Source organism: Pseudomonas sp. GM48, from assembly GCF_000282335.1.
GTDB lineage: Bacteria > Pseudomonadota > Gammaproteobacteria > Pseudomonadales > Pseudomonadaceae > Aquipseudomonas.
This window is the reverse complement of the sequence record NZ_AKJM01000034.1, coordinates 38,142-64,303: the sequence shown is the minus strand read 5'-3', so window position 1 is coordinate 64,303 and position 26,162 is coordinate 38,142. Positions and strand designations below refer to the sequence as shown.

The 26,162-nt window shown below is 60.2% G+C and carries 26 protein-coding genes; 6 read left to right on the top strand and 20 right to left on the bottom strand.

Annotation, left to right across the window (positions count from 1 at the left end):
* Positions 1–19 precede the first annotated feature (19 nt).
* Both lptG and lptF read right to left on the bottom strand, forming a co-directional pair.
* A complete protein-coding gene (gene lptG, locus PMI28_RS24625) occupies positions 20–1,081 on the bottom strand; it encodes an LPS export ABC transporter permease LptG (protein WP_007982791.1) in 1,062 nt (353 codons plus the stop codon).
* Positions 1,074–2,192 (bottom strand): LPS export ABC transporter permease LptF, encoded by a 1,119-nt coding sequence (gene lptF, locus PMI28_RS24630; protein WP_007982789.1) that lies wholly within the window; start codon positions 2,190–2,192, stop codon positions 1,074–1,076. The genes lptG and lptF overlap by 8 nt, the downstream gene beginning before the upstream one ends.
* A 395-nt stretch (positions 2,193–2,587) precedes the next feature.
* Here lptF and PMI28_RS24635 point away from each other — a divergent pair, with 395 nt between their 5' ends.
* The 3 genes from PMI28_RS24635 (at position 2,588) to PMI28_RS24645 (ending at position 4,981) form a co-directional block, all read left to right on the top strand.
* A complete protein-coding gene (locus PMI28_RS24635; protein ID WP_033063104.1) occupies positions 2,588–4,078 on the top strand; it encodes a leucyl aminopeptidase in 1,491 nt (496 codons plus the stop codon).
* 61 nt (positions 4,079–4,139) lie between these two features.
* Complete coding sequence (locus PMI28_RS24640; RefSeq protein WP_007982785.1) at positions 4,140–4,568, top strand: DNA polymerase III subunit chi; 429 nt, start codon at positions 4,140–4,142, stop codon at positions 4,566–4,568.
* 8 nt (positions 4,569–4,576) lie between these two features.
* Positions 4,577–4,981 carry a hypothetical protein gene (locus tag PMI28_RS24645; RefSeq protein ID WP_007982783.1) on the top strand — a complete coding sequence of 135 codons (405 nt, stop codon included), beginning with the start codon at positions 4,577–4,579 and terminating at the stop codon, positions 4,979–4,981.
* A 181-nt stretch (positions 4,982–5,162) separates the two neighbouring features.
* Here PMI28_RS24645 and PMI28_RS24650 read toward each other — a convergent pair whose 3' ends face one another.
* A complete protein-coding gene (locus tag PMI28_RS24650) occupies positions 5,163–5,930 on the bottom strand; it encodes a sulfite exporter TauE/SafE family protein (RefSeq protein ID WP_007982781.1) in 768 nt (255 codons plus the stop codon).
* A gap of 200 nt (positions 5,931–6,130) precedes the next feature.
* Here PMI28_RS24650 and xseA point away from each other — a divergent pair, with 200 nt between their 5' ends.
* The 3 genes from xseA to leuA all read left to right on the top strand — a co-directional run bounded on the left by xseA (position 6,131) and on the right by leuA (position 10,474).
* Complete coding sequence (gene xseA / locus PMI28_RS24655; protein ID WP_033063101.1) at positions 6,131–7,510, top strand: exodeoxyribonuclease VII large subunit; 1,380 nt, start codon at positions 6,131–6,133, stop codon at positions 7,508–7,510.
* 3 nt (positions 7,511–7,513) lie between these two features.
* Positions 7,514–8,335 carry a peptidoglycan DD-metalloendopeptidase family protein gene (locus PMI28_RS24660; protein ID WP_007982777.1) on the top strand — a complete coding sequence of 274 codons (822 nt, stop codon included), beginning with the start codon at positions 7,514–7,516 and terminating at the stop codon, positions 8,333–8,335.
* A gap of 459 nt (positions 8,336–8,794) precedes the next feature.
* On the top strand, positions 8,795–10,474 hold the full coding sequence (gene leuA / locus PMI28_RS24665) for a 2-isopropylmalate synthase (protein WP_007982775.1): 1,680 nt from the start codon (positions 8,795–8,797) through the stop codon (positions 10,472–10,474).
* 185 nt (positions 10,475–10,659) lie between these two features.
* On the opposite strand, the gene PMI28_RS24670 is transcribed toward leuA, so the two are convergent.
* The 17 genes from PMI28_RS24670 to iscU form a co-directional block, all read right to left on the bottom strand.
* A complete protein-coding gene (locus tag PMI28_RS24670) occupies positions 10,660–11,451 on the bottom strand; it encodes an amidohydrolase (protein ID WP_007982773.1) in 792 nt (263 codons plus the stop codon).
* On the bottom strand, positions 11,439–12,587 hold the full coding sequence (locus tag PMI28_RS24675; protein WP_007982770.1) for a pyridoxal phosphate-dependent aminotransferase: 1,149 nt from the start codon (positions 12,585–12,587) through the stop codon (positions 11,439–11,441). Before PMI28_RS24675 ends, PMI28_RS24670 begins: the two co-directional genes overlap by 13 nt.
* 297 nt (positions 12,588–12,884) lie before the next feature.
* Positions 12,885–14,357 carry a ribosome biogenesis GTPase Der gene (der, locus tag PMI28_RS24680; protein WP_007973987.1) on the bottom strand — a complete coding sequence of 491 codons (1,473 nt, stop codon included), beginning with the start codon at positions 14,355–14,357 and terminating at the stop codon, positions 12,885–12,887.
* 211 nt (positions 14,358–14,568) lie between these two features.
* Positions 14,569–15,720 carry an outer membrane protein assembly factor BamB gene (gene bamB / locus PMI28_RS24685; RefSeq protein ID WP_033063099.1) on the bottom strand — a complete coding sequence of 384 codons (1,152 nt, stop codon included), beginning with the start codon at positions 15,718–15,720 and terminating at the stop codon, positions 14,569–14,571.
* Entirely contained in the window at positions 15,713–16,354 is a 642-nt protein-coding gene (locus tag PMI28_RS24690; protein ID WP_007982766.1) for a YfgM family protein, read from the bottom strand. The genes bamB and PMI28_RS24690 overlap by 8 nt, the downstream gene beginning before the upstream one ends.
* A gap of 41 nt (positions 16,355–16,395) precedes the next feature.
* Positions 16,396–17,685, bottom strand: a complete 1,290-nt coding sequence (gene hisS / locus PMI28_RS24695; RefSeq protein ID WP_007982764.1) for a histidine--tRNA ligase — start codon at positions 17,683–17,685, stop codon at positions 16,396–16,398.
* A gap of 38 nt (positions 17,686–17,723) precedes the next feature.
* On the bottom strand, positions 17,724–18,833 hold the full coding sequence (gene ispG / locus PMI28_RS24700; RefSeq protein ID WP_003185136.1) for a flavodoxin-dependent (E)-4-hydroxy-3-methylbut-2-enyl-diphosphate synthase: 1,110 nt from the start codon (positions 18,831–18,833) through the stop codon (positions 17,724–17,726).
* 3 nt (positions 18,834–18,836) lie between these two features.
* Positions 18,837–19,874: a RodZ domain-containing protein gene (locus PMI28_RS24705; RefSeq protein WP_007982762.1), complete on the bottom strand. Its 1,038-nt coding sequence runs from the start codon at positions 19,872–19,874 to the stop codon at positions 18,837–18,839.
* On the bottom strand, positions 19,874–20,632 hold the full coding sequence (gene pilW / locus PMI28_RS24710) for a type IV pilus biogenesis/stability protein PilW (protein ID WP_007982759.1): 759 nt from the start codon (positions 20,630–20,632) through the stop codon (positions 19,874–19,876). Before pilW ends, PMI28_RS24705 begins: the two co-directional genes overlap by 1 nt.
* Positions 20,633–20,648: 16 nt before the next feature.
* The gene (gene rlmN / locus PMI28_RS24715; protein ID WP_007982757.1) at positions 20,649–21,791 is read right to left on the bottom strand and encodes a 23S rRNA (adenine(2503)-C(2))-methyltransferase RlmN; all 1,143 of its coding nucleotides are present in this window, start codon (positions 21,789–21,791) and stop codon (positions 20,649–20,651) included.
* A 28-nt stretch (positions 21,792–21,819) separates the two neighbouring features.
* The gene (ndk, locus tag PMI28_RS24720) at positions 21,820–22,245 is read right to left on the bottom strand and encodes a nucleoside-diphosphate kinase (protein ID WP_007982755.1); all 426 of its coding nucleotides are present in this window, start codon (positions 22,243–22,245) and stop codon (positions 21,820–21,822) included.
* Between the two features lie 88 nt (positions 22,246–22,333).
* Positions 22,334–22,534 carry a Fe-S cluster assembly protein IscX gene (iscX, locus tag PMI28_RS24725; protein ID WP_007982753.1) on the bottom strand — a complete coding sequence of 67 codons (201 nt, stop codon included), beginning with the start codon at positions 22,532–22,534 and terminating at the stop codon, positions 22,334–22,336.
* A gap of 14 nt (positions 22,535–22,548) precedes the next feature.
* Positions 22,549–22,890 carry an ISC system 2Fe-2S type ferredoxin gene (gene fdx / locus PMI28_RS24730; RefSeq protein WP_007982752.1) on the bottom strand — a complete coding sequence of 114 codons (342 nt, stop codon included), beginning with the start codon at positions 22,888–22,890 and terminating at the stop codon, positions 22,549–22,551.
* A 2-nt stretch (positions 22,891–22,892) separates the two neighbouring features.
* Positions 22,893–24,755 carry a Fe-S protein assembly chaperone HscA gene (gene hscA / locus PMI28_RS24735; RefSeq protein ID WP_007982750.1) on the bottom strand — a complete coding sequence of 621 codons (1,863 nt, stop codon included), beginning with the start codon at positions 24,753–24,755 and terminating at the stop codon, positions 22,893–22,895.
* A gap of 51 nt (positions 24,756–24,806) precedes the next feature.
* On the bottom strand, positions 24,807–25,328 hold the full coding sequence (hscB, locus tag PMI28_RS24740; RefSeq protein ID WP_007982749.1) for a co-chaperone HscB: 522 nt from the start codon (positions 25,326–25,328) through the stop codon (positions 24,807–24,809).
* Positions 25,329–25,336: 8 nt separating this feature from the next.
* Entirely contained in the window at positions 25,337–25,660 is a 324-nt protein-coding gene (gene iscA, locus PMI28_RS24745; RefSeq protein WP_003227904.1) for an iron-sulfur cluster assembly protein IscA, read from the bottom strand.
* A 34-nt stretch (positions 25,661–25,694) separates the two neighbouring features.
* A complete protein-coding gene (gene iscU / locus PMI28_RS24750; RefSeq protein WP_007982746.1) occupies positions 25,695–26,081 on the bottom strand; it encodes a Fe-S cluster assembly scaffold IscU in 387 nt (128 codons plus the stop codon).
* Positions 26,082–26,162: the final 81 nt, after the last annotated feature.

The window sequence follows — 26,162 nt, the reverse complement described above, 5'->3', positions numbered from 1 at the left end:
GGTCGGGAAATGCCCGCCATCAGCCTGCCCGGCGCATCAGCCAGAGCCCCGCCACGGCACAAATACCCGCCGGCACCAGCACCGAAAGCAAGGGTGGGAAGCCGAACACCTGGCTCGAAGGCCCCAGCAGATCCTGAACGATGCGGAAGGTGAAACCCACCAGCACGCCGGTGAACACTCGTTGACCCAGGGTCACCGAACGCAGCGGACCGAAGATGAAGGAAATCGCCATCAACACCAGGGCGGCAGTGACCAGCGGCTGCAACACCTTGACCCAAAATGCCAGCCAATAACGGCTGTTGTTCAACCCCTGCTCCGCCAGATAGTGGATATACCCCCACAGACCGCTGATCGACAGCGACTCCGGCACCATGACCACGGTGCTCAGCAATTGCGGACTCAAGGCTACTTCCCAGCGCTCGATCGGAGTCGACACCACTTCAGTGCTGCGCTCGTGGAACAGCGTGGTCGTGACGTCCGTCAGCTGCCAGTGATCCGTGTCGAACTCGGCACGCTTGGCGAAGCTCGCCGACAGCATGTGCCGTTCGTTGTCGAAACGGTAGCGGGTCACGCCGTACAAGATACCGTTGGGTTGCACCGAGTTGACGTGAATGAACTCGTCGCCCTGGCGGTGCCACAAGCCGTGCTTGGCGCTTTGTGCATCGCCGCTGCCCTGGGCCAGCGAGCGATTGGCCTGTGCGGCGGTTTCGGCAGGCGGCGCGATGTACTCGCCTACCAGCACACCGGCGAGCATCAATACCAGCATCGGTTTCATCACTGCCCAGACGATCCGGCCGATCGACACACCGGCGGCGCGCATGACGGTCAGTTCACTGTTGCTGGCCAGACTGCCCAGACCGATCAGGCAGCCGATCAGCGCGGCCATCGGCAGCATTTCGTACATCCGGCGCGGAGCGGTCAACAACACATAACTCAGCGCATCGACCAGGGTGTAGGTATCGCTGACTTCACTCATCTCGTCGATGAAGGCAAACAGTGTCGCCAGACCAAGAATGATCCCGAGCACCGCCAGAATCGCCATGAACACGCTGCTACCAATGTAGCGATCCAGCTTAACCACGGGCCACCTCCAGCGCGCTGCGGCGACTCGCCCTCTTCAATTGCAAGGGTTCCCAATAAAGCAAACCCAGGCCGATGGCCAGGAAAATCCCGTGCACCCACCACAAGCCCAGTGCCGCGGGGATCTTGCCCTTGTCCAAGGCACCGCGGGCGGCAATCAGAATGGTCAGGTAAGCCATATAAAGAAGAATCGCCGGCAGTAATTTGAGGAAGCGGCCCTGACGCGGGTTGACCCGCGACAGCGGCACCGCCATCAAGGTCACGATGAACACCAGCAACGGCAGCGATATGCGCCATTGCAATTCGGCGCGCAGGCGAATGTCTTCACTGCCGATCAACGTACTGGTCGGCATCGCGTCACGGTCGGTGACTTCGTCACTGACTTCCGGTTTTGGCAGCAACACGCCGTACTCGTCGTACTTGATCGCCCGGTAGTCGGCCTGTCCCGGACTGCCGTCATAGCGATAACCGTTATCCAGGATCAGGTAGCGGTTGCCGTCCGGACGAATCTCCTGACGCCCCTTTTCCGCCACGAGCACAGAAATTCCGCGATCCTTGTTGTTGGAACTGATGTTCTTTTGCGAGATGAACACACCGCCCAGATTCACGCGATCATCGGACATGCGTTCGGTGTAGGTGACCCGGGTACCGTCACGCAGGGCCTGGAAGCGCCCTGGCTCCAGGGTATCGAATTCGGTGAGGGCATCCTGCTTGTTCAGCAGCAGCTGAAACTGATTGGCCCCTTGTGGCGCCAGGCTCAGGCTCAGCCACGCGACGACGAGTGCAACCAGAGTGGCAGGAAACATCGTCATCCAGACCAGCCGCTGCTGGCTCATGCCGGTGGCCGAGAGCACGGTCATTTCGCTTTCGAGGTACAGCCGCCCGTAGGACAACAGGATCCCGAGAAACAGCCCCAGCGGCAGGATCAGCTGCAGGAACCCCGGCATGCGAAAGCCCATGATCAGGAACAGCGAGCCCGGATCCAGCAGGCCCGAGGCCGCCTGGGCGAGGTATTTGATGAAGCGACCGCTCATGATGATGACCAGCAGCACGGCGCTGACGGCGCTCAAGGTCAACAGGACTTCGCGGGACAGATAACGGAAGACGATCAAACCAGACACTCCAGGGTTGTCAGGCTAAGGCGGCCAAACAAGCAAACGTATCGGACAGCCCGCAAGACAGAGCCGCCGAAAAAAGATGGCGCATTATCCTGTGATTGGGTGCGCCTGTCACTGCGCAATGCATCCCGGGCAAGTGTAGGAGCGAGCTTGCTCGCGATGGTCGTCAACGATAACGCGAAGAACCTGAAACCCCACGGTGGCCTCAGGTTCTTCGCGAGCAAGCTCGCTCCTACAATCGTACAACCGAGGGTTGTCAGCCGCCGGTAGCGAGGTTCAAACTGCGGCCTTTGTCGCCGGTCGATCCTGGCGCCTTTCTGTCTATAAGCAATCGACGCACATAAGGTGTCGGGCGCATGCGTGATAACCATCAATTCAGGGACCCGGACATGGAACTGGTTGTAAAAAGCGTCAACCCGGAAACGTTGAAGACCGCCACGCTGGTGGTTTCCGTCGGCGAAGGCCGCAAGCTCGGTACGGTTGCCAAGCAACTCGACGAATTGAGCGGCGGCGCGATCAGCGCAGTGCTCAAGCGCGGTGACCTGGCCGGCAAGGTTGGCCAGAGCCTGTTGCTGCACAGCCTGCCGAACCTCAAGGCCGAGCGCGTGCTGCTGGTGGGCGTGGGCAAGGACGACGAACTGGGTGACCGCCCGTTCCGCAAAATCATCGCGGGTATCCTCAATACCCTGAAAGGCCTGGGCGGCAGCGATGCGGTGCTGGCCCTGGATGAAGTGGTCGTCAAAGGCCGCGACAGCTATGGCAAGACCCGCCTGCTGGCCGAAACCCTGGTGGACGGCGAGTACACCTTCGAGCAGTTCAAGAGCCAGAAAGCCGATCCCCGCGCCCTGAAAAAAATCACTCTGCTGACCATCAAGGCCGCTCAGGCTGAAGTGCAACGCGCCGTGACCCACGCCACCGCCATCGCCAACGGCATGGCCTTCACCCGTAATCTGGGCAACCTGCCGCCGAACATCTGCCACCCGACCTTCCTCGGTGAGCAGGCAAAAGAGCTGGGTAAAGAGTTCAAGGATCTGAAAGTCGAAGTCCTCGACGAGAAGAAGATCAAGGCTTTGGGCATGGGTTCGTTCTACGCCGTAGGCCAGGGTAGCGCCCAACCGCCACGCCTGATCGTCATGCAATACAACGGCGGCAAGAAATCCGAGAAGCCGTACGCGCTGGTCGGCAAGGGCATCACCTTCGACACTGGCGGCATCAGCCTCAAGCCGGGCGCCGGCATGGATGAAATGAAGTACGACATGGGCGGCGCCGCCAGCGTGTTCGGCACCCTGCGCGCCGTGCTCGAACTGAAACTGCCGGTCAACCTGGTGTGCATCCTGGCCTGCGCCGAGAACATGCCAAGCGGCAATGCTTCGCGTCCAGGCGACATCGTCACCACCATGAGCGGCCAGACCGTGGAAATCCTCAACACCGACGCCGAAGGCCGTCTGGTGCTGTGCGACGCCCTGACCTATTCCGAGCGTTTCAAGCCACAAGCCGTTATCGACATCGCGACCCTGACCGGCGCCTGCGTGGTAGCCCTGGGTTCCCACACTTCGGGCCTGCTGGGTAACAATGACGAACTGATCGGCCAACTGCTGAGCGCCGGCAAGGCTGCCGACGACCGCGCCTGGCAGTTGCCGCTGTTCGATGAATACCAGGAACAGCTGGACAGCCCGTTCGCCGACATCGCCAACATTGGCGGCCCGAAGGCCGGCACCATCACCGCGGCCTGCTTCCTGTCACGCTTCACCAAGAACCTGAACTGGGCGCACCTGGATATCGCAGGCACTGCCTGGACCAGCGGCGGCAAGGACAAGGGCGCCACCGGCCGTCCGGTTCCCCTGCTGACCCAATACCTGCTGGATCGCGCCAAAGCCTGAAACCGATGACTTCACGTGGCGTCACTTATGCGGTGACGCCACGTGAAGCTCAGGAACCGCAATGACCAAAGTCGACTTCTATATCCTGCCCAGCGCCGATCCATCGGCACGCCTGGATTTCGCCTGCAAGCTCACCGAAAAAGCCTGGCGCATGGGTCACCGCGTCTACCTGCATTGCAGCGATGCCTCCCAGCGCGACGATCTCGACGCGCGTCTCTGGGCATTCAAAGGTGAAAGCTTCGTGCCCCACGGTCCCGCCGAAAACGAACCGGACGGCTTGATCGTCCTGGGTCTGGGTGACGATTGCGGTCAGCATCAGGACCTGCTGGTCAATCTTGACCTGAAAGTCCCGGCCTTTGCCCAGCGTTTCGCCCGCGTGGCAGAAGTGGTGGTGGAAGACCCGACGATTCGCCAGGCCGCGCGGGAGAGTTTCCGTTTCTACCGCGAACAGGGCTATCCTCTGCAAGATCACCGTTTACAGCGACTCTGAGCCTTCCAATGGACACTCCAAAACCGCTGCAACAGTCCGCGCACCTGCTGGACGACCTTGAGTCGATCCGCCAATTGCTCGGCGACGACAACCTGCAACCGCCCCTGCTGACCGACACGGTCGAGGAAGGCGATCAGGAACAGATTCCGATGTTGTTCGACGCCGTGAGCGAGCCTTCGCCGTCCGTCTTGCTACCGACAGCCCCTGCCGTTGAACCTGTCACCGCGACGGCATCGACGCCTGCCGCCAGCAAGAACCCGGATGACTTGCTGCACCTGGACAGCGAATTGCGCGCCGCCGCGCAACTGATCATGCAAGACGTGATCGACGATTTCGCCCCGCACATCGAAACCGAAATCAAACGCCGCCTCAGTGCACGACTAGAGCGGCTATTGAGCCAGTACAACGATTAATTCGGACTACAAAAAACTGTGGCGAGGGAGCTTGCTCCCGCTGGGCCGCGAAGCGGCCCTGGCTTTTCTGTCAGTTATACCGGCCTGGATGAATAAGCGTCTGCTGCGCAGCCGAACGGGAGCAAGCTCCCTCGCCACAAAATAGCTCTCTGGCACCAACTCCCCGCCACAGGTTGAATCTTCAGGTACTGAGATAGCGCCCGATCAACGCGATCCCGCTGGCCAGCACCAGCCACGTCACCAGGCGCACGAACGCCTCGCGGGACAAGCGCATGGTCAACCGTCGTCCGAACCACAGCCCCAGTGCCATAGCCGGCAACAGACACACCGCCAGCGCCAGCAATGGCAAATCGGCATACACACCGGCGATTGCAAACAGGCTCAAACGCACCACCGTACTGCAACTGATCAGTGCGCTCTGGGTGGGCCTGGCCGCCTCCTTGGGCAACCGGCTGTTCAGATAGATCGCATAGAGAAAGCCGCCGCTGCCAAACAACGCGCCAAACATTCCGCCCACAGTCCCCATCGGCAGTGCCCACAAGGCGGACAGTTGAGTCGGGCGGACTTTGATCCACAGGCTGTAAATCGCATAGGCGCTGATGAACAACCCCATCAAAAGCAGCAACAAGTCGGACTTGAGGTTCAGCAGAAAAATCACTCCAAGCGTGCACCCCACCGCCATACAGGGCAGCAACCGCAACAACTCCGGCCTCGCCACATCGCGCCGCGAAGGCAGCAGATTGCCGAATGCCGCGACAAAATCGAGCAACACCAGCAACGGCACGATCTTCGACAGCGGCATGAACAGGATCAGAATCGGCCCCGCCACCAGCGCGGTGCCGAAACCGGCGATGCCGAACACGATGTAGGCCAGGGCGATGCCCGCACCGATGACCAGCCAGTCCAGCGAGCCGAATGGCCACTGGTTCAACAGTTCAAACACATTCATTCACGTATCTTCCTTGAATACCCGTCGGTGACTTTACCTTTGTGGGAGCGGGCTTGCTCGCGAATACGGACTTCCATCAAGCATTGAACTGGCTGACACACCGCTTTCGCGAGCAAGCCCGCTCCCACATCAGGCGGCTCCACAAGGGATTTATGCCGGGCCATGGAGATTGCCGGGCAAATGCCTTTAAACTGCGCCCCATGATTAAAGATCCCTTTGCAAGACTCGGCCTGGACCGCGAAGTCCTGACTGTCAGCCAGCTCAACGGCCGCGCGCGGGTGTTGCTCGAAGACGTGTTCAGCAACATCTGGGTCGAAGGCGAAATCTCCAACCTCGCCCGCCCGGCGTCGGGCCACGTGTATTTCACCCTCAAGGACAGCGGCGCCCAGGTGCGTTGCGCGCTGTTCCGGCAGAACGCGGCACGGGTTCGCCAGGCGTTGAAGGACGGGCTCGCGGTCAAGGTACGTGGCAAAGTCTCGCTGTTCGAAGGGCGCGGTGATTATCAGCTGATCCTCGACACCGTGGAGCCGGCCGGCGACGGCGCCTTGCGCCTGGCCTTCGATGCCCTCAAGGAAAAACTCAGCGCCGAAGGTCTGTTCAGTGCCGAGCGCAAGGTCCCACTACCGGCGCATCCGCAACGCATCGGCATCATCAGTTCGCCCACCGGCGCGGTGATCCGCGACATCATCAGTGTGTTCCGCCGTCGCGCACCGCAGGTGCAGTTGACGCTGATCCCCACCGCCGTACAGGGCCGCGAAGCCACTGCGCAGATTGTCCGCGCCCTGAAACTGGCGGATGCCCGCGGATTCGACGCACTGATCCTGGCCCGTGGCGGCGGTTCGCTGGAAGACCTCTGGTGCTTCAACGAAGAAGCCGTGGCCCGCGCCGTAGACGCTTGCGTGACGCCGATTGTCAGCGCGGTCGGCCATGAAACCGACGTATCGATCAGCGACTTCGTGGCCGACGTTCGCGCACCCACCCCCTCCGCTGCCGCCGAATTGCTGGCACCGGACTCCAGTGACCTGGTGCGTCGGGTCGACAGCCTGCACCGCCGGCTGGTGATGCGCATGCGTGACCGCTTGATGCGCGATCGACTACGCCTGGAAGGTATCTCTCGCCGCTTGCGCCATCCCGGCGAGCGTCTGCGCCAGCAAGCGCAACGCCTGGATGACCTGGACATGCGCATGCGCCGCGCGTTCGAGCGTAGCCTCAACACCCGTCGCGAACGCTTGATCCGCCTGGAAACCCGTCTGGCCGCACAACATCCAGGCCGGCAACTGGCAATGCTGCGCCAGCGCCTCGACAGCCTGGCCGAGCGCCTGCCACGCGCCATCCGCGAAGGCCTGAAGAACCGCCGCCTGCAATTGCACAGCCAAATGCAGACACTGCATGTAGTCAGCCCGTTGGCGACCCTCGGCCGTGGTTACAGCATTTTGCTGGACGAGCGCGGCAACGCGATCCGCAGCGCCGCGCAAACCCATACCGGCCAGCGCCTGAAAGCCAAACTGGGCGAAGGCGAACTGCAAGTGCGGGTCGAAGACAATCACCTGACGCCCGTCACCCTTTCTTTACTGGACTGATCCATGCCGCGCTTCCTGGCTCCATTGCTGTTGCTGTGCCTGACCTTCAATGCCCACGCCGATAGCTACATCACCCGCCTGTTGAACAAACCGGTGCCGGGCGGCGTTGCGGTGGTGGACCTGGGCACATCCGCCCAGGCGCCAAAAGCCAGTTATCAAGGCAAACCGGTGCTGGTGGTCAAGGAACAGGAAAACTGGCTGGCCATCGTCGGCGTGCCGCTGACGGTCAAACCAGGGACTCAATCGATCAGCAGCGGCGGTCGTAATCTGAGTTTCACGGTTGGCAGCAAGACATACCCGGAACAGCGCATCACCCTGAAGAACACCCAACAGGTCAATCCGGACCCGGAAAACCTCAAGCGCATCGAGCGTGAATTGGCCGAACAGATTGCCGCTTACCGCACGTTCAGCCCCAACACCCCGAGCAACGTGCTGCTGGACAAACCGGTGAACGGGCCGCTGTCGAGCAAGTTCGGCGTGCGGCGCTTCTTCAACGGTGAGGAGCGTAATCCTCATTCGGGTCTGGATTTCGCCGTGGGCGCTGGCACGCCGATCAAGACCCCGGCCGCGGGCAAGGTGATCCTGATCGGCAACTACTTTTTCAATGGAAATACGGTGTTCGTCGACCATGGCCAGGGCTTTATCAGCATGTTCTGCCACATGTCGAAAATCGACGTGAAGGTCGGCCAGCAACTGGCCCGGGGCGGCGTAGTCGGCAAAGTCGGTGCGACTGGCCGCGCGACCGGACCGCACATGCACTGGAACGTCAGCCTGAACGATGCGCGGGTGGATCCGGCCATCTTTATTGGTGCGTTTCAACCTTGATTATTGCGTAAGGCAGCTGACGCCATCGCGAGCAAGCTCGCTCCCACAGTGTCCGTGTTCACGCAGATCCAATGTGGGAGCGAGCTTGCTCGCGATGGCAATTTCACAGGCACCGAAAGTCGTCCAGCCACACCCCACACCAATTGCGCACCACTCAAACCTTGCGCAAACAACAAAACAATCATTGCCAATCACAGCAATAAAATCTCGATAAATACTCACTCACGAGTATTCCTCTCAATTTTTTTCGACTGCTTGCCAACCTTCACCCCCGCGGTTAGGGTTGAAGGCATGAAAACCTCTCACACCCTCATTCAGCTCCGCCAGCACAGCAGCCTGTGCCTTGTCAGTGCACGACTGCCGGGCTGAATCGTGGTGCCTCGTCCCAAGCGTTACTCCAAGAACTTTTGATCCACCGGCAGGCCGCCTTTTTTCGGCCCACACAATAAGGATTTCCTGATGAGCATGCTTAAAGACCCGTCTTCGAAATACCGCGCGTTCCCGACCATCGACATTCCGGACCGCACCTGGCCATCGAAAACCATCACCGCCGCGCCGATCTGGTGCAGTTCCGACCTGCGCGACGGCAACCAGTCGCTGATCGAGCCGATGGACGCGGTCAAGAAGCTGCGCTTCTGGAAAACCCTGGTTCAGGTCGGCGTGAAGGAAATCGAAGCGTCGTTCCCGGCCGCCTCGCAAACCGACTTCGACTTCGTTCGCACCCTGATCGAAGGCAACCACATCCCGGACGACACCACCATCCAGGTGCTGACCCAGGGCCGTGAAGACCTGATCGAGCGCACCTTCGAATCCCTGCGCGGCGCGAAGAAAGCCATCGTTCACCTGTACAACGCGACCTCCCCTTCCTTCCGCCGCATTGTCTTCAACCAGGACAAGGACGGGATCAAGGCCATCGCCGTTAACGCCGCCAAGTTGTTCGTCAAGTACGCGGCCATGCAGCCGGACACCGAGTGGACCTTCGAATACTCGCCAGAAACCTTCAGCGCTACCGAACTGGAGTTCGCCAAGGAAGTCTGCGACGCGGTGATCGAAGTCTGGAACCCGACGCCCGAGCACAAGATGATCCTCAACCTGCCGGCCACCGTCGAATGCGCGACGCCGAACATCTATGCCGACCAGATCGAATGGTTCGGCCGTCACATCAACCGTCGTGACAGCGTGATCATCAGCCTGCACACCCACAACGACCGTGGCACTGGCGTTGCGGCGACCGAACTGGGCCTGATGGCCGGCGCCGACCGCGTCGAAGGCTGCCTGTTCGGCAACGGCGAGCGTACCGGTAACGTCGACCTCGTGACCGTGGCCCTGAACCTCTACACCCAGGGCGTGAACCCTGAGCTGGACTTCTCCGACATCGACGGCGTGCGCAAAGTCGTCGAAGAGTGCAACCAGATCCAGGTGCACCCGCGTCACCCGTACGTCGGCGACCTGGTGCACACCGCGTTCTCTGGGTCGCACCAGGACGCGATCCGCAAGGGCTTTGCCCAGCAGAAACCGGACGAGTTGTGGGAAGTGCCATACCTGCCGATCGACCCGGCCGACATCGGCCGTAGCTACGAGGCGGTCATCCGCGTCAACAGCCAATCGGGCAAGGGTGGTATCGCCTACCTCCTGGAACAGGAATATGGCATCAGCCTGCCGCGCCGCATGCAAATCGAGTTCAGCCAGGTCGTGCAGCGTGAAACCGACCGCCTGGGCCTGGAAATGACCGCCCAGCAAATCCACGCGCTGCTGTACAGCGAGTACTTGCAGGCCAACACCCCGTACGCGCTGGTCAGCCATCGCCTGCAAGAAGAGAACGGCCACAGCGCGGTGGAAGTCGAAGTCGCCAGCCAAGGCCAGGGCGAAACCAACCTGCACTGGCGCGGCAAGGGCAACGGCGCCCTGGAAGCACTGGTAGCCGGCCTGCCGATTCCGGTGGAAATCATGGACTACAACGAGCACGCCATCGGCGCGGGCACCAATGCCAGGGCTGCGGCCTACATTGAACTGCGCGTCAACGGTGAACGTGCGGTGCACGGTGTCGGCATCGACGAAAACATCACCACCGCCAGCTTCAAGGCCCTGTTCAGCGCGCTGAACCGTTCGCTGAGCCAGCCGGAAGCGAAAGCGGCGTAAGCTGTTAGCCGAAAAGCAAAAGGCCCCGATGGTGTGAACCCCGGGGCCTTTTTTTGCCTGCTTGTTTTGTGTTGTCTGAACCGGCCCCTTCGCGGGCAAGCCCGCTCCCACATTGTCCGTGTTCATATTGAACAACTGTGGGAGCGGGCTTGCCCGCGAAGAGGCCCTGTCAGGCAGCGAAAATATCAGGTGAACTCGAAAGTATCGGCATCCAGATTCGCCGGAAACCGCTGCCGATACGCGGCCAGCTCTGCCGCATCCAAAGTCACCTTGAACACCCCGTCAGCCTCTCCGGCACCGAGCAACGTCTCGCCCTGGAAATCCAGCACCTGACTGTCACCGGTATAAGCAAAGCCTTTGCCATCAGTCCCGACGCGATTGACCGCCGCCACGTAGCACAGGTTTTCGATCGCTCGCGCAGGCAGCAAGCGGTTCCAGTGCTGACGTCGAGCGCCCGGCCAGTTCGCGGTGTACAGCAGCAGATCCGTGTCCTGGGCGTCGCGACTCCACACCGGGAAGCGCAAGTCGTAGCAAATCAGCGGCCGCACTCGCCAGCCCTTGAGCTCGAACTGCACCTGGTGTTCGCCGGGGGTGTAGTGGTTGTGCTCGCCGGCCATGCGGAACAGGTGACGCTTGTCGTAGTGCAACACTTCGCCGTCCGGACGCGCCCACAGCAGACGATTGCGGTGGCTGCCGTCGGCGGCCTGAACGATCACGCTACCGGTGATCACCGCATCCAGCTTCGCCGCCTGAACCCGCAGCCACTTGCTGGTGGGACCGTTTTCCGGCTCGGCGAGTGTCTCGGATTCCATGGAGAACCCAGTGGTAAACATTTCCGGCAGGATGATCAGGTCAGCGCCGCGAGCCTGCTCCAGCAACGGTTCGAAATGCTCCAGGTTAGCCTGACGGTCATGCCAGGCCAGGGATGTCTGGATCAGCGCCACGTTCAGATTGGGCAATGCACTCAGATCACGCATAGTTTTTCCGCTGCCTCACGCAGGGTCTCCTCACGCTTGGCAAAGCACAGCCGCACCAGGCGCTGGCCTTCAGGAGGCGTCTGGTAGAACACCGAGATCGGGATACTTGCCACGCCATGCTCGCGAGTCATCCACAGGGCCATCTCGACGTCATTGAGGTCCGGGCGGATCTGTGAGTAATCGACCAACTGGAAATAGGTGCCGGTCACCCGGGTGAAACTGAAACGTGACGGCGCCAGCAGATCGCAGAACAGATCACGCTTGGCCTGATAGAAGTCCGGCAGCTCTTCGACGTGTTCCGGGTGTTCGGCCATGAAGTCGGCCAAGGCGTATTGCAGCGGCGTCACACCACAGAAATTGACGTACTGGTGCACCTTGCGCAATTCCGCCGTCAGGGCCGGTGGCGCGACCACGTAGCCGGTTTTCCAGCCGGTGACGTGGTAGGTCTTGCCGAACGAGCTGACCACGAAAGCACGCTGATACAGCTCTTCATGGGCCAGCACGCTGACATGGGGCACACCGTCATACACCAGGTGTTCGTAGACTTCGTCGCTGATCAGATAGATGTCGCGATCGCGGATCAACGTCGCCAACTGGTCCAGTTCGGCACGACTGATCAGCGCACCACTGGGGTTGTGCGGGGAGTTGAGAATGATCATCCGCGTGCGCGGGCTCAGTGCCTGGGCAAGCTTCTCGAAGTCGATACTGAAATCGTTCAAGCCCAGTTGTACGTGCACGCAACGACCGCCGGCCAGCTCTACCGAGGGCTCGTAGCTGTCGTATGCCGGGTCAAACACGATGACTTCGTCGCCGCTGTGGATAACCGCCTGAATGGCACAGAAAATCGCTTCGGTCGCGCCTGGGGTGACCGTCACTTCAGTATCCGCATCCACCTGCGCGCCATAGCTGCGGGCGATCTTCACCGCAATCTGCTGACGCAACACCGGCAGCCCGGTCATCGGCGAATACTGGTTATGGCCACTGGCGATATGCCGGCCAACCGCATCGCACAGGGCCTGTGGGGCCGCGAAATCGGGAAAGCCCTGGGACAGATTGAGCGCGCCGGTCTGTGCCGCGAGCTGAGACATCTGAGTGAAGATAGTGATGCCGACATTCGGCAGCTTGCTGGTGATCATCGGTGGTTCCCTACTGAACACCCGGCTCTAACGACGGCGCGGGAGCCCTCGAGGATAGCCCAAACGGAACCCATAAAAAAAGGGCGCCAACTGGCGCCCTTCTTCTAGTGCAATCACCACAAAAACCCGTGGCGAGGGAGCTTGCTCCCGCTGGACCGCAAAGCGGTCCCAATATCTGCAACCGCAATCGTTCAGGCAGAACGCGCTGGTTGATTTTGCGACTGCTGTGCAGTCGAGCGGGAGCAAGCTCCCTCGCCACAACAAGCCCTCCACACAAGATTAGTGTGGAGACTTGAATCAGCGCTTGTCGCGACGCTTCTTGTCGGCTTTCTTGTGGTGCGACATCAAGCGACGCTTCTTGTTGACCTGGCGGTCGGTGAGCGTGTTCTTGTTGCCTTCGTACGGGTTCTCGCCACCCTTGAACTCGATGCGGATCGGCGTACCGACCAGCTTCAGCACACGACGGTAAGTGTTTTCCAGATAGCGCACGTAAGACTTCGGCACTTTCTCGATCTGGTTGCCGTGGATCACGATGATCGGCGGGTTCGCACCACCAAGGTGGGCATAACGCAGCTTGATCCGGCGGCTGTTGACCATCGGCGGCTGGTGTTCGCTCACCGCGTCTTCGAGAATCTGGGTCAGGCGGCTCGTCGGCCAGCGGGTGACCGCGGACTTGAACGAGTTCTGTACCGAGGCGTAGAGGTTACCCACACCAGTGCCATGCAGTGCCGAAATGAAGTGGATATCGGCGTAGTCAACGAAGAACAGCCGACGCTGCAGCTCGACCTTCACGAAGTCGCGCTCGCTCGGCGTCATGCCGTCCCACTTGTTGATCGCGATCACCAGCGCACGACCCGATTCAATGGCGAAGCCCAGCAGGTTGAGGTCGTGATCGACCACACCTTCGCGGGCGTCCATCACGAAGATCACCACGTTGGCGTCTTTGATCGCTTGCAGGGTTTTGACCACGGAGAACTTTTCGACTTCTTCGTGGATCTTGCCGCGCTTGCGCACACCGGCAGTGTCGATCAGCGTGTACTTCTCGTCGTTACGCTCGAACGGGATGTAGATACTGTCGCGGGTGGTGCCGGGTTGGTCATAGACGATTACCCGGTCTTCACCGAGCATGCGGTTGACCAGGGTCGACTTGCCGACGTTAGGACGGCCGATGATCGCGATCTTGATCCCGTCTTTTTCGCTTGGGCCAGGAATGCGCTTGGCTTCCTCGCCTTCGGCGACGACCTCTTCCTCTTCGCCTTCCTGCGGCTCGTCTTCGTCACGCGGGAATTCACTCAGTGCCGCTTCCAGCAACTGGGTGATACCACGGCCGTGGGCACCGGCGATCGGGATCGCATGGCCCATGCCCAACGGGGCGAATTCGGCGCGGGCCATTTCCGGGTCGATGTTGTCGACCTTGTTGGCCACCACGTGGGAACGCTTGTTACGTTTGCGCAAATGCTCGGCGATCATCTGGTCGGCGGCGGTGAAACCGGCCTTGGCATCTACCAGGAACAGAACGACATCCGCTTCTTCAATGGCCAGCAGCGACTGCTCGGCCATCTTTTCGTCCATACCGTGCTCGTCACCGGAGATACCGCCGGTGTCGATCAGAATGTAGGAACGCCCTTGCCACTTGGCCTCACCGTACTGGCGATCACGGGTCAGACCGGACAAGTCGCCGACGATGGCGTCACGAGTCCTGGTCAGGCGGTTGAACAAGGTGGACTTGCCGACGTTCGGTCGGCCCACCAGGGCGATTACGGGAACCATGCGGCTCTCCACTTCGTTATTTCAGAAAATACAAAAGCCGCTGCGAGGCAGCGGCTGGTGCTCGGGGGCAACACTGTGGGAGCGGGCTTGCTCGCGAAAAACGCAACAACACCGCGTTTATTCAGACAGCAAACGTAATCGTTGACGTCCATCGCGAGCAAGCTCGCTCCTACAGGTGAAGCCGCTTGGGGTTAAAACCCAAGCATAGTCGTTACTTGATGGTCAGGGCTTCCAGTTTGCCGCTGTTGCCATACACATAAATCGTGTCACCCACCACCAGCGGACGGGCACGCAGGCCGTCGCTGTCGATGCGTTCACGGCCGACGAATCGACCGTCCACCTGACTCAACAGGTGCAGGTAACCTTCCAGGTCACCGACTGCAACGTAACTGGAGAACACTTCCGGGGCCGACAGTTGACGACGGGCCAGCGAATCGTTGCTCCACAAGGCCGAGGTAGAACGTTCGTCGACGCCTTCAACGGTGCCCGAAGACAGGCTCACATAAACGGAGCCCAAACCCTGGGCGACACCGGCGTAGCTGGAAGCATCACGCTGCCAGAGCTGACGGCCGCTTTGCAGGTCCAGTGCGGCAACGCGCCCTTGATAGCTGGCGACATACAGCGTCCCGCCCGACAGCAGCAAGCCACCGTCGATATCGACCACACGCTCCAGCTCCGAACGACCTTGCGGGATCGCTACGCGCTGTTCCCACACCGGCACGCCGTTGGAGATATCCACGGCAACCACTTTACCGGTCGACAGGCCAGCCACCGCGAGGCGGTTGGTCACGATCGGCGCACTGGTACCACGCAGGGTCAGTACCGCAGGGGTGCTGTCATAGATCCAGCGGCGGTTACCGGTGGAGGCATCCAGGCCGATCAGACGATCGTCCTGGGTCTGAACCACCACAACGTCACCGTTGTTGGCTGGCGGAGCCAACACTTCGCTGGACACGCGAGCGCGCCACTTTTCTTCACCATTGATCGCGTCCAGGGCAACGATTTCACCCTTGAGCGTACCGATGGTGACCAGACCGTAACCGACACCGACAGCACCGGAAACAGGCAGTTCGAGATCTTTCTTCCATTTGACGTCGCCCGTGTTGCGGTCCATCGCCATCAACACGCCAGTGACGTCGGCGGCATAGATGGTTTCGCCATCGATGGCCGGAACCAGCATGTTGTAGGTTTCGCCCTGACCGTCACCGATCGAACGACTCCACTGCTTGTGCAGAACCACTTCTTCCTTGAAGTCGACCAGTTCGGCCGGAGGCAGTTCTTTCTTGCTGTTGCTGCTGCAACCCGCGGCCAACAAGGCCAGAGCCAGCAATGCTGCATGTTTCCAACGAATCACGTCACGCATCCCCTTTGGCCAGGTCGTCCAGCTTGATTTGCAGGCCACCGACCGCCGCTTCATCCGACAGTGCCGCCTTGGCTTTTTGATACGCCGCGCTCGCCTCATCGGTACGACCCAACTGCACCAGCAGGTCGCCCTTGAGTTCTTCGCGAGTGGCCAGGAATGCCTTGTCGGCATCGCCTTCAAGCAGTTTCAACGCTTCGTCGGCCTTGTTCTGCGCACCGAGTACCTGGGCCAGACGCTGACGGGCGATTTCGCCCAGCGCCGGGTTGGCCGGTTTGTCGACAATGGCTTTCAGCTCGCTGGCCGCGTCGTCCAGCTTGCCGCTGTCCACCGCCACTTTGGCCACGAACAGGCTGCCGTACTGCGCGTAGGCGCTACCGCCGAACTCGCTGTTGAGCTTGCCGGCCAGGTCCGAAACACGCGCCGCATCAGGCTTGCCGTCAGGCGTCAGCGTGGTTTCGAGCAATTGCTGATAGAGAATCGAGGCGCCTTGCGACTGATTGCTCTGATACTTGTGGAACGCCTGCCAGCCGAACACGATGACCAGCGCCAACAGGCCGCCAGTAACCAGGGGCTTACCGTTGCGTGACCACCATTCCTTCAATTCCGCCACATGTTCGTCTTCGGTACTCGACACCCCAATACTCCTTAATCGCTAATTCGGCTGTTTAGACAGCTTCAATCCTGCACGACGCAGGTGGCCAGGTGTGCTGCAAGCGCATCCCAGGCAATGCTTTGTTGTTCGCCCTGGCCACGCAGGGGTTTGAAACCTACCACTTGCTGGGCCATTTCGTCGTCACCGAGGATCAGCGCGTACAGCGCACCGCTCTTGTCGGCCTTCTTGAACTGGCTTTTGAAACTGCCGGCGCCGGCATTCACTTGCAGGCGCAGGTTGGGCAACTGATCACGCACACGCTCAGCCAGGGTCAGGCCAGCCAGTTCTGCGGCTTCACCGAAGGCGCAGAGGTAGACGTCGACCTGACGGGAGATCTCTTCCGGGATCTGCTCCAGGGTTTCCAGCAACAGCACCAGGCGTTCGATGCCCATGGCAAAGCCAACACCGGCGGTCGGCTTGCCGCCCATCTGCTCCACCAGACCGTCGTAACGGCCACCGGCACACACGGTGCCCTGGGCGCCGAGTTTGTCGGTGACCCATTCGAAAACGGTCTTGCTGTAGTAATCCAGCCCGCGAACCAGCTTCGGGTTGATCACGTAAGGAATGCCGGCGGCGTCCAGGCGAGCCTTGAGGCCCTCGAAGTGCACGCGGGATTCTTCATCGAGGTAGTCGGCCATTTTCGGCGCATCGACCAATACCGCCTGGGTGTCGGCGTTCTTGGTATCAAGAACCCGCAGCGGGTTGGTTTTCAGACGACGCTGGCTGTCTTCGTCGAGCTTGTCCATGTGCGCCGAGAGGTACTCGACCAGCGCTTCACGATAGCGGCCACGGGACTCGCTGGTGCCCAGGCTGTTGAGCTCGAGTTTTACCGCATCGCGGATGCCCAGTTCGCCCCACAGGCGCCAGGTCAGCACGATCAGCTCGGCGTCGATGTCCGGACCGTCGAGGTTGAACACTTCGACACCGATCTGGTGGAACTGGCGATAGCGGCCTTTCTGCGGACGCTCGTGGCGGAACATCGGACCGATGTACCAGAGTTTCTGAACCTGGCCGCCGCCAGTGATGCCGTGCTCCAGCACCGCGCGCACACAGGCCGCCGTGCCTTCAGGGCGCAGGGTCAGGGAGTCGCCGTTGCGGTCGTCGAAGGTGTACATCTCTTTTTCGACGATGTCGGTCACTTCACCGATGGAACGCTTGAACAGTTCGGTGAACTCGACGATCGGCATGCGGATCTGCTTGTAACCGTAGTTATCCAGCAGGCGCGAAACGGTGCCTTCGAAATGACGCCAAAGGGGAGTCTGTTCGGGCAGGATGTCGTTCATGCCACGAATGGCTTGCAGAGACTTGCTCACTTAAATTCCTTAATTCGTTCGGCTCTTTTTAGCCAGGCTTAGCCGCGCGCAATAACGGCAGCGTCAGCTTCGACCTTCTCGGCCGCTTTCTGGCGGATCAAGCGTTCAAGCTCATCCACCAGATTGTCATTCGTCAGCTTCTGCGACGGCTTGCCGTCGATGTAAATCAGGTTTGGCGTACCGCCGGTCAAGCCGATATGGGCTTCCTTGGCTTCGCCCGGGCCGTTGACCACGCAACCGATGACCGCGACATCCAGCGGCACCAGCAAATCTTCGAGGCGCCCTTCCAGCTCGTTCATGGTCTTGACCACATCGAAGTTCTGCCGCGAGCAGCTCGGGCAGGCGATGAAGTTGATGCCACGGGAACGCAGGTGCAGGGATTTGAGAATGTCGTAGCCGACTTTCACTTCCTCGACCGGGTCGGCCGCCAACGAGATGCGGATAGTATCGCCAATCCCTTCGGCGAGCAGCATACCGAGGCCCACGGCAGATTTCACCGTGCCGGAACGCAAACCACCGGCTTCGGTGATGCCCAGGTGCAGCGGCTGGACGATTTCCTTGGCCAGCAAGCGATAGGCCTCGACGGCCATGAACACATCGGAAGCTTTAACGCTGACCTTGAAGTCCTGGAAGTTCAGGCGCTCAAGGTGCTCGACGTGGCGCAAGGCAGACTCGACCAGCGCGGCCGGAGTCGGCTCGCCGTATTTCTTTTGCAGGTCCTTTTCCAGGGAACCGGCGTTCACGCCGATACGGATCGGGATCCCGCGGTCACGGGCGGCATCGACCACCGCGCGCACGCGGTCTTCGCGGCCGATGTTGCCCGGGTTGATCCGCAGGCAATCGACACCCAGTTCGGCTACGCGCAACGCGATGCGGTAGTCGAAGTGGATGTCGGCAACCAAGGGCACCTTGACCAGTTGCTTGATCTTGCCGAAGGCTTCGGCAGCGTCCATGTCCGGTACGGAGACCCGCACGATATCGACGCCGGCCGCTTCCAGACGATTGATTTGCGCAACGGTGGCCGCGACATCGTTGGTGTCGCTGTTGGTCATGCTCTGCACAGCGATAGGCGCATCGCCGCCCACAGGCACGTTACCGACCCAGATCTTACGGGATTCGCGACGTTTGATTGGAGATTCGCCGTGCATGACTTATTGACCCAACTTCAGGCGAGCAGTCTCGCCACTGGTGAACGGAGCGACATCAACCGGCTGGCCGTTGTAGCTGACCTGAGCGCCGCGGGCGAAACCCAGGCGTACGGCGAACGGTGGTTTGCCATTGACTGCCAGGCTGTCGCCTTTGCGTTTGAGACCACTGAACAGCACCTTGCCGCTACCGTCGGTCACTTGTGTCCAGCAATCGGCGGTGAACTGCACCTGAACCTGGCCTTGACCGGCTACAGGCGCGGTTACCGCTGGAGCTGGAGCACTCGGGGCTACCGGCGCAGTGACCACCGGGGCCGGGGCGGCAGGAGCTGCCGGGGCCGGAGTTGCCGGGGTCACCGGCGCTGCGACAACGGGCGCGGTAGCGTGAGCGGGCGCGGCGGGTGTGGTCGGGGCTGCAGGGGCTGCGGCCGGTGCAGTCGCCTGCGTCTGCTCAGGTTCTTCAGCCGGAGTATCGGCCTGTGGCAGCGCGAGGGCGGTTCCGCCTTCGGTCTGACCTTCCACGACGGCCTGGTCTTCCGGCTCGTCCAGCGGATGAATCTGTGTGGTACCGTCGGCGCCTTCGACTTCAACGTGTTCCGGAGCCAGACCGATCAGGTCCTTGGTGCGCATCGAGGTTTGGTCCTGCCACCAGACAAAACCGCCACCGATCACCGCAATCAGCAGCAGCAGGCTGACAATTCGCAAAATGGTGTGGGAAACCCGAACCGGTTCTTCGATACGGCCCAGGCTGTGGACGCTGCTGCCCTGGGAGTCGCTGCCGGTGGATTGATCGAACTGCTGGACCAGAACGGCCTGATCCATGCCGAGCAACTTGGCGTAGGCACGAATATAACCGCGGGCAAAGGTATGCCCAGGCAGTTTGTCGAATTGGCCCGCTTCAAGATTGCTCAGGGAATTGACGGTGAGGTTGAGCTTGAGGGCCACTTCGGCCAGCGACCAGCCATTGCTTTCGCGGGCCTGGCGCAGTGTCTCACCGGGGTTAACGCGATTCGCTGCTACAACTTCGGGATGCGCCGCTTTCATCATTGCTCCGACAGGTATTGCTGATATTCCGGCGTACCGGGATAGAGTCGTTTTAGTTGCAGGCCGGCACTTGCGGCCTTGTCGCGATCTTCAAACACTTTTGCCAGTCGAACGCCGAGCAATAGACTACGTGCATTTTGTTCGGCGAGCTGGTTAAAACGGTCGTAGTAATCGCGCGCGGGCACATAATGCCTGTCTTCGTAAGACAACTCAGCCATTTCCAGCAATGCACGTGGTTGTTGGCGATTCAGGCGCAGGGCTTTTTCCAGTTGCTGCCGGGCCAAATCGCGCTGACCGAGCATCGCAGCGGTCATACCCAGGTTCTCGAACACCCGCGAACGCTCAGGATACAGGGTATCGGCAGCGGCTTGTTCAAAGCGCTCGTAGGCTTCCTTGTAACGTTTCTGCTCGAACAAAAAACTGCCGTAGTTATTGAGGATTCGTGCATCGCCGGGACGGGAAGACAGTGCCTGGCGAAAATGCTCGTCGGCAAGTTCCGGTTCCATCTCGGCCTGGAACACCAAGCCCAGCGCCGCATTGGCATCCGGGTCGGAGCCATCCAGCTCCAACGCTTTTTTCAGCGGAACCTTGGCGCGCTCGGTCATGCCTTGTTGCAAATATCCAATACCGAGCTGCACATACGCCGCACGCGCTTCATCACGGCCCTCGCTGGTCTTCATCGGGTTGTAGTCACCCGAAAGCACGCAGCCAGCACACAGGCTGGCCAACAGCAAAAGCAGCGCAAAGCGCAGTGACATAGAGATCCTCTCTCGGTTATTCCGCAGCGTTTTGAGCCATATCGTTGTCAGCGTTCAATTCACGCACGGCGATATAACGTTCGCTGCGACGGGTGCGATCCAGCACCTGCCCTACCAATTGACCACAGGCCGCGTCGATGTCTTCACCACGGGTGGTGCGGACGGTGACGTTGAAACCGGCATGATGAAGCTGATCCTGGAAACGACGAATCGCGTTATTGCTCGGACGCTCGTAACCGGAATGCGGGAACGGGTTGAACGGGATCAGGTTGATCTTGCACGGGATGTTCTTGAGCAACTCGATCATTTCCACCGCGTGCTCGACCTTGTCATTGATGTCTTTGAGCAAGGTGTACTCGATGGTCAGCACGCGCTTTTCGCCGAGATTCGACATGTAGCGCTGGCACGACTCGAGCAGCATCTTAAGCGGATATTTTTTGTTGATCGGCACCAATTGGTTACGCAATGCGTCATTCGGTGCGTGCAGGGACAACGCCAGGGAGACGTCGATGTGCTTGGAGAGCTCATCAATCATCGGCACCACGCCGGAGGTCGACAGGGTTACACGGCGCTTGGAAATGCCGTAGCCCAGGTCGTCCATCATCAAATGCATGGCCGCGACGACGTTGTCGAAGTTCAGCAGCGGCTCACCCATGCCCATCATCACCACGTTGGTGATGGCACGGTCGACGGTTGCCGGGACGCTGCCAAAGGATTTGTTGGCAATCCACACCTGGCCAATGACTTCGGCGGCGGTGAGGTTGCTGTTGAAGCCTTGCTTGCCGGTGGAGCAGAAACTGCAATCCAGGGCACAGCCTGCCTGGGACGAAACGCACAAGGTGCCGCGCTTGCCCTGGGGAATGTACACGGTCTCGACGCAGCTGCCGGACGCCACGCGCACCACCCACTTGCGGGTGCCGTCGCTGGAAATGTCCTCGCTGACCACTTCCGGACCACGGACCTCAGCAACAGCCTTGAGCTTTTCGCGCAAGGCCTTGCTGACGTTCGTCATGGCGTCGAAATCATCGACACCAAAGTGGTGAATCCATTTCATTACCTGACCGGCACGGAAACGCTTCTCCCCGATTGAGTCGAAGAATTTTTCCATTTCCAACTGAGTCAGACCCAGCAGGTTAGTTTTTACAGTCGATGTAGTCATGGATTCACCTTCACTCTTAAGCCAATGCTTAGCGAGTGGTTACTTCAGTAGCTGCGAAGAAGTATGCGATTTCGCGAGCGGCAGCGGCTTCGGAGTCCGAACCGTGTACGGCGTTGGCGTCGATGGAGTCAGCGAAGTCAGCACGGATGGTGCCGGCAGCAGCTTCTTTAGGGTTGGTAGCGCCCATCAGCTCACGGTTCAGAGCGATAGCGTTTTCGCCTTCCAGAACCTGAACGACAACCGGACCGGAGATCATGAAGGCAACCAGGTCGTTGAAGAAACCACGAGCGCTGTGCTCAGCGTAGAAGCCTTCAGCTTCGGCTTTGGACAGTTGCTTCAGTTTCGAAGCTACAACGCGCAGGCCAGCTTTTTCGAAACGAGTGGTGATCTCGCCGATCACGTTTTTAGCAACGGCGTCAGGCTTGATGATGGAGAAAGTACGTTGAACAGCCATGGTGTAACTCCAGAAACGGTAATTTACGAAAAATTAAACCCGCGAATTATACGCGGGTTCTCGGGTATTGCCTAACCTGCGGCGTGGCTCAGTCGCGTTCTTCGATCCAGTGGGCCTGAATGGCCTCCAGGATCTTTTCGCCACAATGCTCAGGTTTGTCGTCGAAATCGGGCAATTCCATCACCCATGTACGCAGATCGACGAAATTGACCGACATAGGGTCCACGTCGGGCTTGCTTTCAGCTAGCTGGATCGCGATCTCCAGCACATCAGTCCACTTGAGTTTCATGACAATTCCTTGAATCAGTGCGCTGCTTCGGCTGCGTGGTTGAGCGAGTACTTCGGAATTTCGACGGTCAGGTCTTCAGTCCCGACCTTGGCCTGACAGCCCAGGCGCGACTGGGCTTCCAGACCCCAAGCCTTGTCAAGATAGTCCTCTTCCAGCTCGTCAGCCTCTTCCAGCGAGTCGAAACCCTCGCGAATGATGCAGTGACAGGTGGTGCAAGCGCAGACGCCACCGCAAGCGCTTTCCATCTCGATATGGTGCTCATGGGCCAGTTCGAGGATGGACGTACCGGTCTCAGCCTCCACAACCATGCCTTCGGGGCAAAACTTCTCGTGTGGCAGAAAAATGACCTGCGGCATCGTTATTCCTCAATCTCATTCAGGTTGCGCCCCGCCAGCGCGGCTTTCACCGTCGAGTCCAGGCGGCGGGCAGCAAAGGCGTCGGTCACTTGCGACAGACGCTTGGTCTGCTGCTCGATGGCGTAACCATCAGTACCTTTCATCAGTTCGGTCAGTTCCTGCATCTGCATTTCGATGACCATGCGCTCTTCGGCGTCGAGCAGACGATCGCCATCGGCCTCCAGAGCACCCTGCACCGCTTCGATCAGGCGCTGGGCATCGACCTGCTGCTCGCGCAACACGCGGGCAACCTTGTCGTCATTGGCGTGCTGGAACGAGTCCTTGAGCATCCTGGCGATTTCGCCGTCGGTCAGGCCGTAGGACGGCTTGACCTGAATGCTGGCCTCGACGCCAGAACCCAGTTCGCGGGCGGAAACACTGAGCAGACCATCGGCATCGACCTGGAAGGTCACGCGAATCTTCGCCGCACCAGCCACCATTGCCGGAATGCCGCGCAGTTCGAAGCGTGCCAGGGAGCGGCAGTCGCTGATCAGCTCGCGCTCGCCCTGCAACACATGGATGGCCATGGCCGACTGGCCGTCTTTATAAGTGGTGAAGTCCTGGGCGCGGGCGACGGGGATGGTGGTGTTGCGCGGAATCACCTTCTCCATCAAGCCGCCCATGGTTTCCAGACCAAGGGACAGCGGAATCACGTCGAGCAGCAGCAGTTCGCCACCGTCACGCTTGTTACCGGCCAGCGTATCGGCCTGGATCGCAGCACCAATGGCCACCACTTGATCCGGATCGATTTCTGTCAGCGGCTGGCGAGCGAAAGCTTCGGCGACGGCTTCACGAACACGAGGCACGCGAGTCGAACCACCGACCATGACCACGGCATGCACGTCTTCCAGCTCGATGCCGGAATCGCGAACAGCGCGACGGCAAGCTTTCAGGCTGCGAGCCACCATCGGCTCGATCAGCGCATTGAAAGCTTCACGGGACAGTTCGGCCTTCCAGTCGCCATAGGCAACTTCAACGGCCGCAGCATCGGTCAGTGCTTCCTTGGCCGCGCAGGCGGTTTGCAGCAAATTGCGCTGCACACCCGGATCGAGGTCAGCGGACAGACCGGCGCCCTCGATGATCCAGCCAGCGATCGCGTGGTCGAAGTCATCGCCACCCAGGGCGCTGTCGCCGCCGGTAGCCAGGACTTCGAAGACACCGCCAGTCAGGCGCAGAATCGAAATATCGAAGGTGCCGCCGCCCAGGTCATAAATGGCGACCAGGCCTTCGGCATGCTGATCCAGACCGTAAGCCACCGCGGCCGCCGTCGGCTCATTGAGCAAACGCAGCACGTTCAGACCGGCCAGTTTGGCCGCGTCCTTGGTGGCTTGACGCTGGGCATCATCGAAATAGGCCGGAACGGTGATCACCGCGCCCACCAGTTCGCCACCCAGGGTCGCCTCAGCGCGCTGGCGCAGGACCTTGAGGATATCGGCGGAGACTTCGACCGGGCTTTTCGGGCCCTGGATCGTATCGATGAACGGCATGTGCGACTCGCCGTCAACAAAACGGTACGGCAGTTGCTCGCCCAGTTGCTTGACGTCGGACAGACCACGACCCATCAAGCGCTTGACCGACAGCACGGTGTTCAAGGGATCGGTGGCGGCAGCCAGCTTGGCCGACTCGCCGACTTCGACGCGATCGGCGTGGTAGCGCACGGCAGACGGCAGGATGACCCGCCCTTCTGCGTCAGCCAGAGGTTCGGAAAGACCACTGCGCAATGCAGCGACCAGCGAATTGGTAGTGCCCAAGTCGATCCCCACAGCCAGACGACGCTGGTGCGGTTGAGGACTTTGGCCGGGTTCGGCGATCTGCAGTAGGGCCATCGTTATCAGGACTTATCTGTATATCAGGCGTGCGACCGGAGCGGCACTGGGTTAATCGTCGAGGCGCTCTTCTAACTGGCGCACTTCGTAGGTGAGCTTGTCGAGGAACTGCATGCGCCGCATCAGGCGTTCGGCCCTTTCGCGTTGCGCGGCATCGTTCCAGCAAGCTGCGAAGCTTTGGTTCAGCTCATCCTGGGCTGCCTTCAGGCGGCGCTTGAAGACCGCAACGCCGTTGAGGTCGGCACTGTCCTGCAGGTCTTCGAGCTCTTCACGCAATTCCATCTGTTGCAGAAGAAACTCCGGATCATGCACCGTGACCTCCAGCGGCAGCTCGCCACCATTCAAGGCGAGCAGGTAGCGCGCGCGCTTGGGCGGACTCTTGAGCGTCTGGTAGGCCTCGTTGAGGCTCGCCGATTGCTCCAGGGCCAACCGTTGTTCGCGTTCGGAAGCGTCGGCAAAGCGGTCCGGATGAACACCGCGCGCCAGCTCGCGATAGCGCGTAGCCAGCTGATCGAGGTCCAGGTTAAAACTCGGTTGCAGCTCGAATAAAGCGAAATGACAAGGAGTACCCACGACAAGCCTCAGATGTTGAAGCTTTCGCCGCAGCCACATTCACCGCGTACGTTGGGGTTGTTGAACTTGAAGCCTTCGTTCAACCCTTCCTTGACGAAATCGAGCTCGGTGCCGTCCAGGTAGGCCAGGCTTTTCGGGTCGATGATCACTTTTTCGCCGTGACTCTCGAACACCTGATCCTCTGCAACCACCTCGTCGACAAACTCCAGCACGTAGGCAAGGCCGGAACAGCCTGTGGTGCGAACACCCAGACGAATCCCTTCACCTTTGCCGCGCCCGTCGAGGGAGCGCCGCACGTGTCGAGCAGCCGCTTCTGTCATGCTGATAGCCATCGGTGACTCCTTACTCGTCGCCAAAACTCGAAAATCAGATCAAGCCTTTCTTCTGCTTGTAATCGCGAACAGCCGCCTTGATGGCGTCTTCAGCGAGTACCGAGCAGTGAATTTTCACTGGCGGCAGGGCCAGTTCTTCAGCCAGCTGAGTGTTCTTGATGGTTTCTGCTTCGTCCAGGGTCTTGCCCTTCATCCACTCGGTGGCGAGGGAGCTGGAAGCGATAGCCGAACCGCAGCCGTAGGTCTTGAACTTGGCATCTTCGATGATGCCGGCGTCGTTGACCTTGATCTGCAGGCGCATCACGTCGCCGCACGCCGGAGCGCCGACCATGCCGGTGCCGACATCAGGATCTTCCGCGTCCATCTTGCCGACGTTGCGCGGGTTTTCGTAGTGGTCGATGACCTTTTCGCTGTAAGACATGATTCTCAATCCTCACTCATCAGGGCCGCTCTTGAGGCCCTGCAGTTACGCTGCGTCAGTCGCCGCGTCGCTACAGGACCT